General features: G+C 60.7%; 14 protein-coding genes and 2 pseudogenes. 2 read left to right on the top strand and 14 right to left on the bottom strand.

Annotated features, from left to right (window positions below; translation table 11 throughout):
* Positions 1 to 9 precede the first annotated feature (9 nt).
* The 5 genes from ACM1ZW_RS02205 to arcD (ACM1ZW_RS02185) all read right to left on the bottom strand — a co-directional run bounded on the left by ACM1ZW_RS02205 (position 10) and on the right by arcD (ACM1ZW_RS02185) (position 5,281).
* Positions 10 to 372 carry a DUF5064 family protein gene (locus ACM1ZW_RS02205; RefSeq protein ID WP_017340454.1) on the bottom strand — a complete coding sequence of 121 codons (363 nt, stop codon included), beginning with the start codon at positions 370 to 372 and terminating at the stop codon, positions 10 to 12.
* Positions 373 to 384: 12 nt separating this feature from the next.
* Positions 385 to 1,314: a carbamate kinase gene (gene arcC / locus ACM1ZW_RS02200; RefSeq protein ID WP_017340453.1), complete on the bottom strand. Its 930-nt coding sequence runs from the start codon at positions 1,312 to 1,314 to the stop codon at positions 385 to 387.
* 179 nt (positions 1,315 to 1,493) lie between these two features.
* On the bottom strand, positions 1,494 to 2,504 hold the full coding sequence (locus ACM1ZW_RS02195; RefSeq protein WP_017340452.1) for an ornithine carbamoyltransferase: 1,011 nt from the start codon (positions 2,502 to 2,504) through the stop codon (positions 1,494 to 1,496).
* 68 nt (positions 2,505 to 2,572) lie between these two features.
* On the bottom strand, positions 2,573 to 3,829 hold the full coding sequence (gene arcA / locus ACM1ZW_RS02190) for an arginine deiminase (protein WP_017340451.1): 1,257 nt from the start codon (positions 3,827 to 3,829) through the stop codon (positions 2,573 to 2,575).
* Between the two features lie 24 nt (positions 3,830 to 3,853).
* Complete coding sequence (gene arcD / locus ACM1ZW_RS02185) at positions 3,854 to 5,281, bottom strand: arginine-ornithine antiporter (RefSeq protein WP_414877877.1); 1,428 nt, start codon at positions 5,279 to 5,281, stop codon at positions 3,854 to 3,856.
* A gap of 537 nt (positions 5,282 to 5,818) precedes the next feature.
* On the opposite strand from arcD (ACM1ZW_RS02185), the gene arcD (ACM1ZW_RS02180) reads away from it, so the two are divergent.
* Together arcD (ACM1ZW_RS02180) and ACM1ZW_RS02175 are read left to right on the top strand one after the other, a co-directional pair.
* Positions 5,819 to 7,246, top strand: a complete 1,428-nt coding sequence (arcD, locus tag ACM1ZW_RS02180; protein ID WP_017340449.1) for an arginine-ornithine antiporter — start codon at positions 5,819 to 5,821, stop codon at positions 7,244 to 7,246.
* The gene (locus ACM1ZW_RS02175) at positions 7,243 to 8,106 is read left to right on the top strand and encodes a DNA-3-methyladenine glycosylase family protein (RefSeq protein ID WP_416740097.1); all 864 of its coding nucleotides are present in this window, start codon (positions 7,243 to 7,245) and stop codon (positions 8,104 to 8,106) included. Before arcD (ACM1ZW_RS02180) ends, ACM1ZW_RS02175 begins: the two co-directional genes overlap by 4 nt.
* A 168-nt stretch (positions 8,107 to 8,274) precedes the next feature.
* Here the strand turns inward: ACM1ZW_RS02175 and ACM1ZW_RS02170 are convergent, their stop codons facing one another.
* From ACM1ZW_RS02170 to ACM1ZW_RS02130, 9 genes and pseudogenes are all read right to left on the bottom strand, one after another.
* The gene (locus ACM1ZW_RS02170) at positions 8,275 to 9,606 is read right to left on the bottom strand and encodes a CoA transferase (RefSeq protein ID WP_416740096.1); all 1,332 of its coding nucleotides are present in this window, start codon (positions 9,604 to 9,606) and stop codon (positions 8,275 to 8,277) included.
* A gap of 135 nt (positions 9,607 to 9,741) precedes the next feature.
* Positions 9,742 to 10,269, bottom strand: a pseudogene (locus ACM1ZW_RS02165) (methyl-accepting chemotaxis protein); the annotation flags it as partial.
* Between the two features lie 378 nt (positions 10,270 to 10,647).
* Positions 10,648 to 11,607: pseudogene (locus ACM1ZW_RS02160) on the bottom strand (chemotaxis protein); the annotation flags it as partial.
* Positions 11,608 to 12,079: 472 nt separating this feature from the next.
* Positions 12,080 to 12,475 carry a YbaN family protein gene (locus tag ACM1ZW_RS02155; RefSeq protein WP_416740095.1) on the bottom strand — a complete coding sequence of 132 codons (396 nt, stop codon included), beginning with the start codon at positions 12,473 to 12,475 and terminating at the stop codon, positions 12,080 to 12,082.
* A gap of 158 nt (positions 12,476 to 12,633) precedes the next feature.
* Positions 12,634 to 13,242: a biliverdin-producing heme oxygenase gene (locus ACM1ZW_RS02150; protein WP_416740094.1), complete on the bottom strand. Its 609-nt coding sequence runs from the start codon at positions 13,240 to 13,242 to the stop codon at positions 12,634 to 12,636.
* Positions 13,243 to 13,356: 114 nt separating this feature from the next.
* Positions 13,357 to 15,948, bottom strand: coding sequence for a TonB-dependent receptor (locus ACM1ZW_RS02145; protein ID WP_416740093.1), 2,592 nt, complete (start codon positions 15,946 to 15,948; stop codon positions 13,357 to 13,359).
* A gap of 122 nt (positions 15,949 to 16,070) precedes the next feature.
* The gene (locus ACM1ZW_RS02140) at positions 16,071 to 17,036 is read right to left on the bottom strand and encodes a FecR family protein (RefSeq protein ID WP_416740092.1); all 966 of its coding nucleotides are present in this window, start codon (positions 17,034 to 17,036) and stop codon (positions 16,071 to 16,073) included.
* 81 nt (positions 17,037 to 17,117) lie between these two features.
* Positions 17,118 to 17,636 (bottom strand): RNA polymerase sigma factor, encoded by a 519-nt coding sequence (locus tag ACM1ZW_RS02135; protein WP_414877885.1) that lies wholly within the window; start codon positions 17,634 to 17,636, stop codon positions 17,118 to 17,120.
* A 77-nt stretch (positions 17,637 to 17,713) separates the two neighbouring features.
* Positions 17,714 to 18,178, bottom strand: a complete 465-nt coding sequence (locus ACM1ZW_RS02130) for a methylglyoxal synthase (protein WP_017340440.1) — start codon at positions 18,176 to 18,178, stop codon at positions 17,714 to 17,716.
* Between the last annotated feature and the right edge of the window lie 47 nt (positions 18,179 to 18,225).

Genomic DNA, 18,225 nt, shown 5'->3' with positions numbered 1-18,225 from the left:
GGACGCAGGCTACTCAAAGTTTTTGAGGTCTACCGGGTCGCCGGATTTCATATCCAGCTTCTTCCGAATGTCTTCAAACACCTGGTCGTAATTTTTGTGAGCCGAGCCGATTTGGCTGTGGGTCCTTGGAATACCGTACTTCTCGGCGATATTCGTTATGTTGTTGGCGAAGTTGTAGGCCTCAACCTTGGGAAGAAAGAAGGTTTCGCTCATATCCTTTCCCAGAATGCTGCCATGCATGGTGAACTGGATGCCTTTTTCCCCTTTGTCGTTATTGCTGACCTCATAGTCGAAGTGCAGGTTGTAGCTGACATCATCCGAGGTCAGCGCGTGGCGCTCGATGTGCAAGTGACCGGGGGCGAACGTTGCCATTGACGTTTCTCCTTATAAATAAGTAATGCCAGGTGTCGCCGTACTGATGCGCGTGCCGGCCGTGCCCTGGACGATCGCTTCGATGTCCGAGAGTGAACCGATCACCGCGGTTTTTCCAGTATGGCGGGCGAACTCGCAGGCGGCCTGCACCTTCGGTCCCATGGAGCCGGCGGCGAAGCCGAGTTTTTCCATTTCGTCGGGGTGGGCCTGGGCGATGGCTTTCTGGGTCGGTTTGCCGAAGTCGATGCAGGCGGCGTTGACGTCGGTGGCGATCACCAGCAGATCGCTTTCCAGCTGTTCGGCCAGCAGCGCCGAGCACAGATCTTTGTCGATCACTGCTTCCACACCTTGCAGTTTGCCGCTGGCGCCGTACATCGTCGGGATGCCGCCACCGCCCGCGCAGATCACGATGCTGCCTTTTTCCAGCAACCATTTGATCGGGCGGATTTCGAAGATGCGTTTCGGTCTCGGGCTGGCCACCACACGACGGTATTTGTCGCCGTCCGGGGCAATCGCCCAACCTTTTTCGGCGGCGAGTTTTTCCGCTTCGGCCTTGGCGTAGACCGGGCCGATGGGTTTGGTCGGGTTCTGGAAGGCCGGGTCATTGGCGTCGACTTCGACCTGGGTCAGGAGGGTGGCGAAGGGCACTTCGAAGTCCAGCAGGTTGCCCAGTTCCTGTTCGATGATGTAGCCGATCATGCCTTCGGTTTCGGCACCGAGCACGTCCAGCGGGTACGGCGAAACCGAGGTGTAGGCCGCCGCTTGCAGCGACAGCAGGCCGACTTGCGGGCCATTGCCGTGGGCGATGACCAGTTCATTGCCGGCATGAATCTTGGCGATCTGTTCGGTGGCGACGCGGATGTTGGCGCGCTGATTGTCCGCGGTCATGGGCTCACCACGGCGGAGCAGGGCGTTACCGCCCAGGGCAACGACGATACGCATAATGCAGTCCTTCTAAATGAGGTGACTCGGTCTCCCTGGTGAAACCCGATCAGTGTGGGAGTGAGCGTGCTCGCGATGACTATTTAACACTCAACAGAGACGTTGACTGTTACTCCACTTTCGCGAGCAGGCTCGCTCCCTCAGGGGCTTTGTTCCAGCCGGGAGAGCCGGGTGGGCCGTTAGATATCCGCCAACGCCGACACCAGAATCGCCTTGATGGTGTGCATGCGGTTTTCCGCTTGCTCGAAGGCGATGTTGGCCGGGGATTCGAAGACTTCCTCGGTCACTTCGACGCCATTGGCCAAGTGCGGATACCGCGCGGCGATGTCCTTGCCGACCTTGGTTTCGCTGTTGTGGAACGCCGGCAGGCAGTGCATGAATTTCACCCGCGGGTTGCCGGAGGCTTTCATCATCGCGGCGTTGACCTGGTACGGCAGCAGTTGCTCGATACGCTCGTCCCACGCCTCAACCGGCTCACCCATCGACACCCAGATGTCGGTGTGGATGAAGTCCACGCCCTTGACCGCTGCTTTCGGGTCTTCGGTGATGGTGATGCGCGCGCCGCTTTCTTCGGCGAAGGCTTTGCACTGGGCGATGAAATCAGCGTGTGGCCAGAGCGCTTTCGGCGCGGCGATGCGCACGTCCATGCCCAGTTTGGCGCCGATCATCAACAGCGAATTGCCCATGTTGTAGCGAGCGTCGCCGAGGTAGGCGTAGCTGATGTCATGCAGCGGTTTGTCGCTGTGTTCGCGCATGGTCAGGGTGTCGGCGATCATCTGCGTCGGGTGGAATTCAGCGGTCAGGCCGTTGAACACCGGCACGCCGGCGAATTTGGCCAGCTCCTCGACGATTTCCTGTTCGAAGCCACGGTACTCGATGGCATCGAACATCCGCCCGAGCACGCGAGCGGTGTCTTTCATGCTTTCCTTGTGGCCGATCTGCGACGACACCGGGTCGATGTAGGTGACGTGGGCGCCCTGGTCATGGGCCGCCACTTCGAAGGCGCAACGGGTGCGGGTCGAGGTTTTTTCGAAGATCAGCGCGATGTTCTTGCCTTGCAGGTGCGGACGCTCGGTGCCGGTGTACTTGGCGCGTTTGAGGTCGCGGGACAGGTCCAGCAGGTAGTTGAGCTCGCGAGTGGTGTGGTGCATCAGCGAGAGCAGGCTGCGGTTGCGCATATTGAAAGCCATTTTGGATCTCCTTGGGTTTCGGTTATCCGCCTGCTTCACGCTTTATGGGCGCGAAGCAGGGATAAGCATTAATAGTCGATAGGGTCGCGAATGATCGGGCAGGTCATGCAGTGGCCACCGCCACGGCCGCGTCCCAGTTCGCCGGCGCTGATGGTGATGACTTCCACACCGGCCTTGCGCAGCAGGGTGTTGGTGTAGGTGTTGCGGTCATAACCGATCACCACGCCGGGCTCCACGGCCACCACGTTGTTGCCGTCGTCCCATTGCTCGCGTTCGGCGGCGAAGCTGTTGCCGCCGGTTTCCACCACGCGCAGCGCTTTGAGGTTGAGGGCCTTGGCGACGGTGTCGAGGAAGTTGGTTTCTTCGCGGCGGATGTCGACGCCGCCCGGCTTGCTTTCGTCAGGGCGCAGGGTGAAGGCGACGATCTGGTTCACCACTTCCGGGAAGATCGTGACGAGGTCGCGGTCGCAGAAACTGAACACCGTGTCCAGGTGCATTGCTGCGCGGGACTTCGGCAGGCCGGCGACGATGACTTTCTCCACGGCTTTGTTCTTGAACAGGTTCACCGCCAATTGGCCGATGGCCTGACGGGACGACCGCTCGCCCATGCCGATCAACACCACACCGTTGCCGATTGGCATCACGTCGCCGCCTTCCAGGGTGGCGCTGCCGTGATCCTGGTCCGGGTCGCCATACCAGATTTCAAAATCGGCGTTGGTGAACTGCGGGTGGAATTTGTAGATGGCGGTGGCCAGCAGGGTTTCCTGGCGGCGCGCCGGCCAGTACATCGGGTTCAGCGTCACGCCACCGTAGATCCAGCAGGTGGTGTCGCGGGTGAACTGAGTGTTGGGCAACGGCGGCAGAATGAAGCTTGAGTGGCCCAGAAAATCGCGGAACATCTGGATGGTCTTGCCGCCGAAGCTGTCCGGCAAGTCATCGGCGGAGACGCCGCCGATCAGGAACTCGGCGATATGGCGGGGCTCCAGGCTGCGCAGCCACGAACCCACTTCGTTGATCAGGCCGAGGCCGACCGAGTTGGCGGTGACCTTGCGTTCCAGAATCCAGTCGAGGGCTTCGGGGATGGCGACGATGTCGGTCAGCAGGTTGTGCATTTCCAGCACATCGACGTTGCGTTCACGCATTTTGGTGACGAAGTCGAAATGGTCGCGCTTGGCCTGGGCCACCCACAGCACATCATCGAACAGCAGTTCGTCGCAGTTGTTCGGGGTCAGCCGCTGATGGGCCAGGCCGGGGGAGCAAACCATGACTTTACGCAGTTTGCCGGCTTCGGAATGGACGCCGTACTTAACTTTTTCGGTGGTCATTACCGTGATCCTCCAGATAACAAATTACAGGGTCAGGAAGCCGTCATACAGGCCGTAGGCCGCCACCAGGGCGCCGACGATCACTGCGGCGAAAATCAGCTTCTCGACGTTGGTGAAAACCGGTTTGTTGAGTTCCATCTTGGCCTTGGCGAACAGGATCGCGCCGGGGGCATAGAGCAGGGCGGAGAGCAGCAGGTATTTGACGCCGCCGGCATAGATCAGCCAGACCGCGTAAATCAACGCGACGGCACCGATGAACAGGTCTTTGCGGCGTTCGGCCGCGGCGTTTTCATAGCTCTCGCCACGCACCGCCAGCAGCAGCGCGTATGCCGCCGACCACAAGTACGGCACCAGGATCATTGAGGTGGCGAGGTAGATCAGTGACAGGTAAGTGCTGGCCGAAAACAGGGTGATGACCAGAAACAGCTGCACCATCGCGTTGGTCAGCCACAAGGCATTGACCGGCACTTGCTTGGCATTTTCCTTGCGCAGGAACGCTGGCATGGTGTGGTCCTTGGCGGCGGCGAACATGATTTCGGCGCACAACAGCACCCATGACAGCAGTGCTCCCAGTAACGAGATGACCAGGCCGACGCTGATCAGCACCGCGCCCCACGGACCGACCACATGTTCCAGCACGGCTGCCATTGACGGGTTCTGCAGCTTGGCCAGTTCCGGTTGGGTCATGATGCCCAGCGACAGCACGTTCACCAGCACCAGGAACAGCAGCACGGTGATGAAACCGATCACGGTGGCTTTACCGACGTCGCTGCGTTTTTCCGCGCGGGCCGAGAAAATGCTCGCGCCTTCGATGCCGATGAACACCCACACGGTGACCAGCATCATGTTGCGCACCTGGTTCATCACGCTGCCCAGGTCCGGGTTTTTCAGGCCCCAGATGTCGGCCGTGAAGATGTCCAGTTTGAATGCGAAAACTGCGATCAACACAAACAGCAGCAGCGGCACGACCTTGGCGACGGTGGTCACCAGGTTGATGAACGCTGCTTCCTTGATCCCGCGCAGCACCAGGAAATGCACGGCCCAGAGCAGCACCGAAGCGCCGATCACCGCAGCAACTGTGTTGCCTTCGCCGAAGATCGGAAAAAAGTAACCGAGGGTGCTGAACAGCAGAACGAAGTAACCGACGTTTCCCAGCCAGGCGCTGATCCAGTAACCCCACGCGGACGAGAAGCCCATGTAGTCGCCGAAACCGGCCTTGGCGTAGGCGTAGACACCGCCGTCCAGATCAGGCTTTCGATTGGCCAGCGTCTGGAACACGAAGGCCAGCGTCAACATGCCGACGGCGGTGATGGCCCAACCGATCAGCACGGCGCCGACGTCGGCACTGGCGGCCATGTTCTGCGGCAAAGAGAAGATCCCGCCACCAATCATTGAGCCGACAACCAACGCAACCAGTGCACCGAGTTTCAGTTTTCCGGGGGATTCAGACATTGCATGACTCCAATGCAGGAGAAAAGAGACGACAGATTAATTCCGTTAGCCATTCGATCATCTGACATAGATCAGTGCATGCTCACATTCCATTGTTAATGAAAGACTTATGAATCTTTCCCGGGCATAAAGGTATCGCCGGAAAAGCCCATTCCAGAGGCCTCGGATAAGTCAGGCGGGAATAACGGGTATTGCTTGGAGTTTTTACGCTAGTTGGTTTTACGGTTTCCGCAAATTTTTGGACGGTTGTTGCAGTGTCGAATTGATTTATTAGGATCTACAGACAAGACTGCTATTGCCGGCTATGGGCATAGAAGTATCGGCTATAAATAAAAGACGTGAGCTGCCATTAATTAACTAACGTTATTACCGTTTACCTATTTAGTTAAAGTTATCCACTTGTAGCGAGGGAGCTTGCTTCCGTTGGACTGCGAAGCAGTTCCTTTTGTTGAGGTCGTTCCGCAACCCGGCGGGACGGTGCGGCGTTTCGACAAGCACCCCGCCACAGGTTCAGTGCAAGAAAAGGGAGACGCTGGGATGTCGCAACCGACGCAAAAACTTCCTCTGAGTGCGCTGATCGCGCTGGTGGTGGGATCGATGATTGGCGGCGGGATTTTTTCCTTGCCACAGAACATGGCCGCCCGAGCCGACGCCGGGGCGATCTTGATCGGTTGGGCGATCACCGCCGTGGGCATGCTGACGCTGGCCTTCGTGTTCCAGACGCTAGCCAATCGCAAGCCCGAGCTGGATTCCGGGGTGTATGCCTACGCCAAGGCGGGGTTCGGTGACTACATGGGGTTCTCGTCCGCCTGGGGTTACTGGATCAGCGCCTGGCTGGGCAACGTCGGCTACTTTGTGTTGCTGTTCAGCACCCTCGGTTATTTCTTTCCGGTGTTTGGCCAGGGCAACACGCCCGTTGCCATTGGCTGCGCGTCGGTGCTGCTGTGGGCTGTGCACTTTCTGGTGATGCGCGGGATCAAGGAAGCGACGTTCATCAATCAGCTGACCACCGTGGCCAAGATCGTGCCGCTGATCATGTTCATCGTGATCGCCGCCGTGGCGTTCAAGGCCGACATCTTCACCCGTGACGTCTGGGGCCGCAGCAACCCGAATTTTGGCGGCATCATGGATCAGGTGCGCAACATGATGCTGGTCACCGTGTTCGTGTTTATCGGCATCGAAGGCGCGAGCGTCTATTCAGCGCGGGCGGAGAAACGTTCGGATGTCGGGCGGGCGACGGTCATCGGTTTTCTTGGCGTGCTGGCGCTGTTGGTGCTGGTGAATGTGTTGTCGCTGGGGATCATGAGTCAGCCGGAACTGGCCAACCTGCAGAACCCGTCGCTGGCGGCCGTGCTGGAGCATGTCGTAGGGCCTTGGGGCGCTTTGTTGATCAGCATTGGCCTGGCGATTTCGCTGCTGGGTGCACTGCTGTCCTGGGCGCTGCTCTGCGCCGAGATCCTGTTCGCCACGGCGAAAGACAACACCATGCCGGCCTTCCTGAAAAAGGAAAACGCCAATCATGTGCCGGTCAACGCGCTGTGGCTGACCAACGTGATGATCCAGATTTTCCTGCTGATCACGCTGTTTTCCGCCGGTACCTACACCAGCCTGATCTACCTCGCGTCGTCGATGATCCTGGTGCCGTATCTGTGGTCGGCGGCGTATGCGGTGCTGTTGAGCGGGCGGGGGGAAACCTACGAACACGCTTCGGCGGAGCGCACCAAAGACTTGCTGATTGGCGGCATCGCGCTGAGTTATGCGGTGTGGCTGTTGTACGCCGGCGGGGTGAAGTATTTGCTGCTGTCGGCGTTGCTGTACGCACCGGGGGTGATCTTGTTCGCCAAGGCCAAACATGAGCAGGGTGAACCGCTGTTTACGCCAATCGAGACAGGTATTTTTACCGCTGTCATCAGTGGCGCCGGGCTGGCGGCGTATGGGTTGTACAGCGGCTTGTTGTCGCTGTGAGGTTGTTGCTGGCGTATCAGCCGCCCTATGACTGGCCGGCGATGCTGGGTTTTTTGTCGGCGCGGGCCGTGGTCGGGATGGAAGCGATTGTCGATGGCGTGTACTCGCGCAGCATCGGGTTGAACGGTGTTCACGGTACGTTTTCGATCAAGCCGGTGGCGGGCGATGCGTTGCAAGTGACGCTGGATTTTCCTGACGCGGCGGCGGTGCCGGAGATCGTTGCACGGTTGCGGCGAATGTTTGATCTGGATGCGGACCTGCCGACGATCCATCGCCCTTTGAAGACTGATCCGTTGATGGCGCGGTTGATTGCCGAACGGCCGGGGTTGCGGGTGCCGGGGGCGTGGGACGGCCTGGAACTGGCGATTCGTGCGGTGCTGGGTCAGCAGATTACGGTGAGCGCGGCGATCCGGTTGGCGGGGAAACTGGTTGCACAGTATGGGCAGCCCCTGGCGTCTGTTTTGCCCGGCGTCACGTCAGTGTTTCCTGAAACGGCCGTTTTGGCAGTGGCGGATCTGGCGACGCTGGGCATGCCGAAAACTCGTGGCCGGACGTTGTCGGGTGTGGCTCAGGCGTTGCTCGATGATCCGCTGTTGTTTGAGCCGGGGCGTGAGGGCGGCGTGGCACGGTTGCTGGCGTTGAACGGGATTGGCGACTGGACGGCGCAGTACATTGCGTTGCGGCAGTTGCGGGAGATGGATGCATTTCCATCGGGGGATGTGGGGTTGATCAAGGCGCTGGTGGCGCTTGAAGGTGAGCGGGTGACGGCTAGGGAGTTGTCGGCGCGGGCTCAGGACTGGCGACCTTTTCGAGGGTATGCGGCGCAGCTTCTTTGGACATCGCTGAGCCGGATGGATTGAGTTGTTTGTTCCGGCCTCATCGCCAGCAGGCTGGCTCCCACAGGTTTTGTGATCGACATAAATCAACTGTCTTGATTGTGATGATTTGGCTTGGCTGGCTCCCACAGGTTTTGTGAATGATGCAGATTCACTGTGGGAGCCAGCCTGCTGGCGATGGGGCCAGAGCGGTCACCACCACTGTGCGCGATGGGAACCCAGTTCAGCTGCTGGAAGGGCCCACTGCAACGGCGTTCCGGTGATTTTTAGCGGCACATGCAGCCGATGTGCTGGCCCCCAGGGCGTTTGCTCAACCAACAGGCCTTGATCCTTGTCGTCCTCAGCACGCAGCGTTTCATCCGTTCCTGCACCGTTTTCAATCAACAACTTCGCCGTGCGCGCCAACGACAATCTGGCTGACCCAGCACGTCCCAATAAAGTAATCGCCGCCGCCGCCATCAAGTACCCGGTCGCATGATCCAGCGCCTGTACCGGCAAGGGCATCGGCTTGTCCGCGTTCTTCCACCGCATCCCCGCCTCGGCGATCCCGCTGCTCATCTGCACCAGGCTGTCGAATCCGCGACGGTTCTGCCACGGACCGCTCCAGCCATAGGCGTTGAGGCACACATCAACCAGGCCGGGCGCCAGTTTTTGCCGCTCGGCGACACCGTAACCCAACCTTTCCAGTGCGTCGGCGCGGTAGCCGTGGAGCAAAATGTCGGCGTCCTTGAGCAGGCTGTCGAACACGGCTCGATCGTCAGGGTTGTGCAGGTCCAGCCTTGCGCAGCGCTTGCCCAGCGTGACTTCCGGCACCACGCCCGGTTCGTTCCAGGTCGGAGGGTCGATGCGCAAGACATCGGCGCCGAGGCCCGCGAGAAAACGACTGGCAATGGGCCCCGCGAGCACGCGCGTAAGGTCCAGCACTTTGATCCCGGCCAGCGGTTGCGCCACCGAGCCTTTCCAGGATTTCGGTGGTTGCGGGTTACCGGCGCTGAACTGAATCAACGGCCCGGCGTTTACGGCCAAGCCCTGGGGGTGCGCTTGCCATTGCGCCCAGGTACGCATTTCAGCGGCGCAGCCACCGGCGTCGACCACGGCCTGTTCCAGATCGGTTTTCGACCATTGCGCAACCTTGCTCGCCACGTCTGCGCGGTCGGCACACGCGCCAAGCACGCTTTCGGCGGCGGCGCGATGATGAGGAGCGTTGGTGTGCAGGCGGATCCAGCCATCCTTGGTCGCATAGTCGCCGGCAACCGGGTCCCACAGTGGTGGAACGCTCCAGCCGACGGGGCGGATCGACGTTGCGAACCAGAAGGAGGCCAGGCGCCGGTCGACTTCAAGGTTGGGCAAGCGACCGGTCTGCTGCTGCAGTAATGCGCTGGCAGCCTGGCCGGCGGCGGCGATGCTGGCGCAGGCGAGGTCGGTGACGGCGAACGCCGAGGGCAGGGCGCCACTCGAGGTGAACGGAATCGGGGTGCGGGGCAAGCCGAGTGCGGCTTGAATGGACGTGAGTAAACCAGTCATCGAAGGCCCTCCGGAACGAGAGCCCGATCATAGATCAAAAAAATGCCCGGCCGGATGAAATCCCCAAGTGTCGACCGAACATCTGAACCCGTGGGAGCTGGCTTGCCTGCTCCCACCGTATTGTGTGCGGGTTCTCTACACCCGGAACTGATCCATCAATTTCATCTGGTGGTTGGTCAGGGCGTTGAGCTGGCTGCTGATCTGCGCCGATTCGGTGGCCTGGCCGGTGAGGGTTTCAGTGACGGTGCGGATCGCCGAGACGTTGCGGTTGACCTCTTCGGCCACGGCGCTTTGCTGTTCGGCGGCGCTGGCGATTTGCAGGTTCATGTCGCTGATCACGGTGACCGCGTCGCTGATTTTGCTCAAGGCTTGCACGGCTTGCTGGATCTGCCCGGCGTTGCTGTGGGCCTGGGTCTGGCTCGAATGCATGGTGGCGACCACGCCGCGGGTGCCCGATTGGATGCGTTCGATGACGAGGCGGATTTCTTCCACCGAATCCTGGGTGCGTTTGGCGAGGTTGCGCACTTCGTCGGCCACCACCGCAAAGCCGCGACCGCTTTCCCCGGCACGGGCCGCTTCGATGGCGGCGTTCAGCGCCAGCAAGTTGGTCTGTTCGGCGATGCTGCGGATGACTTCGAGCACCGAACCGATCTGCTCGCTGTTGACCGCCAAGGCTTCGACTTCGGTGACCGCCTTGCTGACTTCGTCGGCGAGTTGATTGATATCGCGAGTGCTGCGTTCGATGATCGACATGCCATCGCGGGCTGATTGATCCGCACCTTTGGCCGCGTTTGCCGCGCTCGAGGCGCTGTTGGCGACATCGTGGGCGGTGGCGCTCATTTCGTTGGAGGCCGTGGCCACCTGGTCGATTTCGCGGAACTGCACCTGCATGCCTTCGCTGGTCTGGCGGGCGATTTCAGAAGACTGGTCGGCGGTGCCACGGGCGTCGGTGATGCTCTGTTTGATCTGGGCGATGGTCGGTTGCAACTTGTCGAGGAAACGGTTGAACCAACTGACCAGTTCCCCCAGTTCATCTTTCTTGCTGTAGTGCAGACGCTGCGTCAGGTCGCCGTCGCCACTGGCAATTGCCTTGAGCATCTCGGCCACGCTGTTGATCGGCCGGGTCACGCCCGATGCGGTGAGCCAGATCAGCAACAGACCGACGAGGCCGGCAGCGACGGCCACCAGCACCGCTTTGATCGTGCCGCTTTGCTGGGCGTCATCGAGGACCGCTTGCAGCTTCACCGAATCGGCCAGCAGCACTTGTTTCGGCAGGTCGATCACCACGCCCCAGGCTCTGGAGTCACTGATCGGGCTGACCGGGTACACCGCACGAATCAAATCACCTTGTTCGAGAATTTTCGGTGCGCCACCGCTGAGCAATTGCAGGACATCCTTGCCCTCTGCACCCAGGGTGTCGCCGATACTTTTGCCGACCTTGCTCGCGTCGATGCTGTAACCGGCGAGCACGCCGCTGCCGGAGACAATCAGCATGTGCCCGGCGTTGTTGAACAGGTCACGCTGGGAATCGACAGCCGCGGCCTGCAGCGCGTCGAGGGCGATGTCCACACCGACCACGCCGATGGATTTGCCGTCCACCAGCAACGGGACGGAAATGGTGGTCATCAGCATTTCCTTGCCGCCGACGGTGTCGGCGTACGGGTCCAGCAGGCAGGTACGCTTGCTGTCGCGAGGGCAGGTGTACCAGCTGTTGTAAGGCGTGCCGCTGAGGCTCAAGGTGGTTTTGGTCATGTCGTCTTCGACCATGATCGTGTTGAGTGCGGCACCGCCGGCGCGGCTCCAGTAACTGGCGAAACGACCGGCTTCGTTGGACTGGCGAGCGGCGTCATTGGCGAACTCGCTGTCCTTGCCGTCCAGGCCGTTGGGCTCGAACGCCAGCCAGATCCCCAGCACTTTGCTGTTGCGCTCGAACGCGGTTTTCAGGCTCTGGTTCAACTCTTCACGCAGGGCACCGGCTTCAAGCGAACGCTTGGCCGCCATGTTGCGCATGTCCTTGATCTGGTCCGCCAGGGCGGTCACCACCAGCAGGCTTTCGCCGAACGTTTTCTGCACCCGCACCGCCTGCTCGGCGGCCTTGGCCTGAAGCAGGTCCTGCACGCTGTCGGTGAGCATTTTGCTGCTGGAGGTGCTGACCAGTTCATCGTTCTGGTTGGTCTCGTAGAAGTTCATGCTGACGATCAGGACGATCACGCCCAGGAGGCAGAGTCCGGAGAGCAGAACGATTTTCAGGCGGATGGACAGAGAGTCGAACATAGGACGAGCTCGCAAATGAATGAGGTGTTGACTGTGAGTCGAGGTCGACCCGGTTCGCCAAATCCATTCAGCGCCATTCATTGCAATCGGCGAGGGGCGGGGATGCATGATGGTGGCTCCGACGAACGGTCATGGTTTAACGTTTGCGCGGAAAAATGTGCCGAAAAGCGGCGTAAAACGGAGGAAAATCGCGGTGTTGTCAGGAGGGTGACGGCATTGATTCCGGGCGTGACCAGATCCACAGATTGCCCAGGCTCATGCCGGCGATGGCGAGGTAAACCGGCCAGCCGTGATCGAGCATGAGCCACATCACAGCGGCGCACAGCAGCATGCTGAGGGTGGCGCTGACCTTGGCGCGACGTGCGACGATCTTGCCGTTGCGCCAGTTGCAGAGGATAGGACCGAACAATCGGTGGTTTTCCAGCCAGGCGCTCAGGCGCGGCGAACTCCTGGTCGCGGCCCAGGCGGCCAGCAGGATGAACTCGGTGGTGGGCAGGCCGGGGACGACGATGGCGACCAGGCCGATACCCAGACTGATGTAAGCCAGTAGACCGAAGAGAAGGCGGGCGAGTTTGTTGGGAACGGGTAGAGGCATGGGCTCGGGCGAACGCGTGTCAGGCTTGATGGAGAATCTTGCGAGTTGCTCAGTTTCTGTGGGAGTGGGCTTGCCCGCGATGGCGGCTTAACATTCAACACAGAGGCTGAATGTTATATCGCTTTCGCGGGCAAGCCCCCACAAGGGCGTGCATTCAGTCAGGCGAGTTCGGGGGTGGTGGCGTAAGCCTGTTCAAGCAACACCGTGAACCGGTTGAACGCAGCGATGGCGCCTTTATCCAGCTCGGCCTCTTCCTGCTCGGTGAACTCCAGGCCATCCAGGGTCTTGACGAAGCTTTTCCAGCCTTCGGCGCGGCCACCGGCCGGTTCGCCGAGGTGACGGGCGCCGAAGGTTTCGCTCAGGCCCAGGCCGACCGCACGTTTGATCAGGAACGCTGCGCCAAGCTTCGAGCCTTCGGAAACAAACAACCACCCCAATGCTTCGGCCTTGCCCGGATTCTTCACTGCGCCCGCGACGGGCGCCGGCACTTCGGTTTCCAGATCGGCCAGGTCAGCCTTGGCCGCTTCGGCACGGCAGCGTGCCGCCAGATCAGGAACGATGGCGATCAGTTCGGCATCGTTGTACAGCCCCACCAGTTCCGACTGGAACCAATACTGCGCCACCACGAAACGGGCGAAATTGGCCTGGGTTTCGAACGGCGCGTGGGCTTTGACCAGCGCATCGAGTCTGGTGTGGGGTTCGTTGGTGATCTGGTTCAAACGTTGCGAACGCAAAGCCGGGCGTTGAGCAGTGTCCTGAGTCGTCATGAGAAATCCTTGAAGAAAAGAGGCGCCTGGTAACGAGACGAACAGGAAGGCGCCTGAGCGTAAAAAAAACTCACTGTGCGGCTCTATAAAATGCCGCGCAGCGAGAGGGCAGGATCAGATGTCCCAGACCACGTTGACGGCAAAGTTGCGCCCCGGCTGAGTCAGGCGATCCAGGTTGGCCGGGCTGATGACCGACGCCTCGCCGACGCCGTCGTAACCGCGCACGTCATCCCACAGCCAGTACTTCTTGTCGGTCAGGTTGTAGACCCCGGCGCTGACAGTCACGTCGTCGGTCACCTTGTAGAAACCGGTCAGGTCCAGCACGCCGAAACCCGGCGATTTGAACTGGCTGCTGACGCCGTCCGGCGACTTGAATGTGCTGTCGTCGACACGATCCTTCTTTTTCACCAGCGTCCAGCTGAGCAAGCCACCGTAGTTGTCCTGGTCGTAACCGAGGCCGAACACACCGGTCAGCGGGTTGACGCTGTTGATCGGTTCACCGTTGTCGTTGTTGCGACCGTAGGCATAGGCCACCGAGCCTTGGGTATACAGCCCTTGTGGCGCGCCGAATACGTCGAGGTTCAGACGGCCCTTGACCTCTGCGCCCTTGATGGTGGCGTGCTTGATGTTGGCGCTCTGGAAAGTCAGCTCGCTGTAACCGGGAGTGATGGCGTCCTCTTCGATGAAATCGCGGTACTTGTTGTAGAACACGGCGACATCAAAGGAGCCGGATTCGAATTGACCGCGCAGGCCGGTCTCGAAGCCTTTGCTGGTTTCCGGCTCGAGGTTCGGGTTCGGCTCCACGCGATACCCGGTGGTGGTGTTCTCGAAGCGCCCGAACAGTGCCTTGGCCGTCGGCGTGCGGAAGCCTTCGGCGTACTGGCCGTACAAGGTGTAGTGGTCGGTCAGGGCGTAGGTCAGACCGAATTTCGGCGACACGCGGTGCCAGGTCTTGGTGTCGTCACTGACAGTACCGCCAGGGGTAGCCGCCACCGTATTCATGAATTCCTGGGTGATGTGCGGCTTGAGCTGGGTGTAGTCGTAGCGCAAGCCCGGCAGGAAGGTCCATTTGTCCCAGCTGATCTGATCCTGGGCAAACAGGCTGTAGGTATTGACGGTCGGGTCCGGGAAGTCGCTGGATTTTTTCAGGTCATCCAGTGGGCTGACGGCACCGACGACGCGGCAGGTACCAAAGGACTGGTAGCAGGTGCCGTTGCCGCTGCGCGAACCGGTGACTTTCTGTTGCTTGATCGTGGTGCCGTAGGTCAGCAGGTGCTCGGTGTCGGCAATGCTGAAAGCCTTGTCCAGTTGTGCGTCAAACACCCACTGCTTTTCTTCGTAGAGGGTTTCCCGGGTGCGCAACACTTTGCGCGAGAACGGGAAGTAGAACTCTTCGGTGCTCTGGTTCGTTTTGGCGACCTGATGGTTCAGGCTCCACTTGACGTTGTCGACCAGCAGGCTGTCGAGGGCGAAGCTGTGTTCCAGGCCGAAACGCTCGCGGGTGACGGTGTCATTGCCGGTGCGCCACTGGTACATGCCGCCGGGCAGCGTACTGTTCGGAACGGTCGGTGCGCCTTGGAAGTAAGGACCGCCGTAGGCACTTTTCTGATCGGTGTCACGATCGTCCTTGTACTTTTCGTAGGTCAGGCCCAAACGCGAATCTTCGTTGTAGTTCCAGCCGATCTTGGCCAGCACGTTGCTGGTGCGCACGTCTTCCGGGTTGGCGGCGGTGCGCGCCAGGCCGGTGCCGTTGTGGCTGCCGTAGGATTCGGTTTCGTGACCGTCGCGTTGGCTGTAATGCAGCAAGCCATCGAACTGGTCGGCGCGACCGGCCACGGTGGCAGACTTCAGCCAGCTGTCGTCGGCGGAGCTGTAGCCGGTTTTCAGGCGGGCGCCGACGTCCTTGCCGGGCTTGATGATGTCGTCCGGGTCGAGGGTGAAATAGCTGACCGCGCCACCGATGGCGTTGCTGCCATAGAGCACCGAGGCCGGACCACGCAGGATTTCGACGCGCTTGATGATCTCCGGGTCGACGTAGTTGCGCTGGGTCTTGGCGTAGGGGCCGTTGAAGAAATCGTTCGGCACTTCGACGCCATCGACCTGGGTCAGGATCCGGTCACCGTCGATGCCACGGATGTTGTAGCCACTGATCCCGCCGCGCTGACCGGCGCCACCCACCGAAACACCGGGTTCGTAGCGCACCAGATTCTTGATGGTGTTGACGTTGTTGCGGTCCAGCTCTTCGCGGGTGTGAACAGTGACGGTGCCTGGCACGCTTTCGACGCTTTGTTCCTGGCGAGTGGCGCTGATGGTCACCTGTTGCAGGTTGAGGGCGCCGCTGCTCTGGCGCTTCTCCAGGACGATGTTGTTGTTGCCCAGTTTGCGATAGCTCAGTTGGGTCCCCACCAACAGGCGATCCAGGGCTTTCTCCGGCGACAGGGACCCGCGCACGCCCGGCGATGCCACGCCTTGCCCCAGCTCCGCCGGCAAGCCGACCTGCCAGCCCGTCACGGCAGTAAAGGCATTGAGTGCCGAGACCAGCGACTGTTGCGGGATGGCGAACGCGTAATCGCCCATGTTGCGTGTCGGCTGCTCGGGGGCGGTGGCGGCCATGAGCGGCGCGCTGCCGGCCATGAGGATCGCGGCGGTCAACAGCGAGAGCACGCGGGACGGTGAAGAGGAGTGGCGGGTAAGGCGAGAGGACATCGATAGCGCTCCGTGTCGCACGAATCTTTATAGGTGCTGACTGGCATCCGAAGATGCGAATCAATTGCATTGGCTATAACGAGACGTACGGGCGTCGACTATCGAGTAAAAATAATTCTCATTTAGTTCAGGATCACCAGCGCCGGGAATTCCTGGAGCCTCGCCGAGGTGATGTGCGCCAGCGAGCGGACCACGTCCAGCGGCTGGTCGAGACGGTAATTGCCTGTTACGGCGACGTCCGCCAGCTGTTCGTTGGTGTTGATGATCCAGCCCGGGTAGTAGCGCCGCAGCTCCGCCAGCACCTGGCTCAGCGGGCAATTCTCGAACACCAGTCGGCCCTGGACCCAGGCCAGGTCCGTCGCGGCATCGAGCTTGGCGGGCCGGTCGAAACCGTTGGGGCCGATGCGGATGCTTTCGCCGGCGGACAAGCGGATTCGCGCGTCGTCGCGAGTCGCGCGCAAATCGACATCGCCGCGCTGCACGCGAACCTGGGTCACGCCATCGAGGTAACGCACGGCGAACGCCGTGTCGTGCACGCTGGCCTTCACCGGGCCGGCATCGATTTCCAATGGCTGGCCGAGACGGGCCGGCACGTCGAAAAACGCTTCGCCCTGATACAAGCGGGCGACACGCCTTTGATCATTGATAGTGCTGGAGAACGCCGAATTGGTATTGAGCAGGACCTTCGAGCCGTCTTCCAGTTGCAGGCGCTGACGTTCACCGATCACGGTCAAGTGATCGGCCTGAAGGCGCATCGGCAAACTGCTGAAGCTGAACAAACCGAGGATCAGCACGGCAGCGGTGGCCAACGGTTTCCAATGCGGGCGCAGGCGCGACAGCACGGTCACCTTGGGTGGCAGGGTGGCCAGGTTTTGCGCACAGTGCACGACTTGCGGGCCATCCCAGATTGCCTGGGCCTTGGCGAACGCCTCGGCATGCAAGGGGGCGGCGTCCAGCCATTCGTTGAACTGGCGAGCCTGTTCTTCGCTCGGACTGCCCATGACGATCAACCAGTCCAAAGCCTGGTCCATCGCGCTTGCGGCGTCCCGCGCCGGGGAGGGCGGAGGGGAGCGGTGGGTGTCCGTCACGGTGTTTCCTCGGCGGTGTCTGTGCACGGCTGTTTTTTAGTGAAGCCTGAAAACGGGCAAGGGTAGCAAAGCCTGGCGTGCTCAGTCGCCGTTTAACCGCTCGGCGACACCGATGCAGATGGCCATGATCAGCTTCAACTCCTTTTGCACGGTGCTCAACGACACACCGAGCTTCTCGGAGATCTCCAGATAACTGTGCCCGTGCAGGCGACTGAGGATGAAGATCTGTTGCTGGCGGGCACTGAGTTCACCGAGGCTCACGTTCAAACGCTCCAGCAATTGTTCGGCATGGGCGGCGTCCTCGGCACTGCTGGCGGGGGCGGCGATACTTTCCACCACGTCCGCCGGCACGTCGTCGAGCATCGTGCGGGACTGAATGCGCCGCGCACGCAAATGGTCCAGCGCCAGGTTGCGGGCGGTCTGGAAAACGAAGGGTTCAAGGTGATCGATGGATCGCTCGCCGAGCGCTCGGGTCACGCGCAGGTAGGTTTCCTGCAGCAGGTCTTCGGCGGTGCTGTGATTGTTGACCATCCGCTCCAATGTGCGCAGCAAGGAAACCCGCTGGGCGATGAAGACGTGATTGAAGCGCGATTGACTCACGGGGGGACCTGATCCATTTCGAGCAAATGATAATGCTTATCATCCGCTCGAGTGGTCAAGTATTCATTTGTGAAGGTTTAAGCTCGGCCCAGCAAATAAGTCGCGTAATCGGGGATGCGTTGTGAGTGCGCCTGCTCCATCAGTGGACTGCTGAGCAGGTAGTCGGCGCTGCATTCGTTGCAGGCCACCGGAATGTTCCAGACCGCAGCAACCCGTAGCAACGCCTTGATGTCCGGGTCGTGGGGTTGCGGTTCGAACGGGTCCCAGAAGAACACCAGCATGTCGACCCGCTGTTCGGCGATTCGCGCGCCGAGTTGCTGGTCGCCGCCCAATGGACCGCTGATCATGCTCTCCACCGGCAGGTCGAGGCGTTGTTGCAACAACAGCCCTGTGGTGCCAGTGGCGACCAGCTCATGTTGAGCGAGCTTGTCTTTGTGCCGCTCGGCCCAGTCCAGCAAAAACACCTTGCAGTGGTCATGGGCGACCAGGGCGATACGCTTGCGCGCCGCCACGGTCTTTTGCGTAAAGCTGATTCCGATCATGGGTGCTGCTCCAGGACGTAATGAACGACGCAAATACCCGTAGGAGC

Source organism: Pseudomonas sp. NFX71 (assembly GCF_048079215.1).
Classification (GTDB): Bacteria; Pseudomonadota; Gammaproteobacteria; order Pseudomonadales; family Pseudomonadaceae; genus Aquipseudomonas; species Aquipseudomonas fluorescens_B.
The sequence above is the reverse complement of the archived record's forward strand: the minus strand, read 5'-3'. Positions and strand labels throughout refer to the sequence as shown.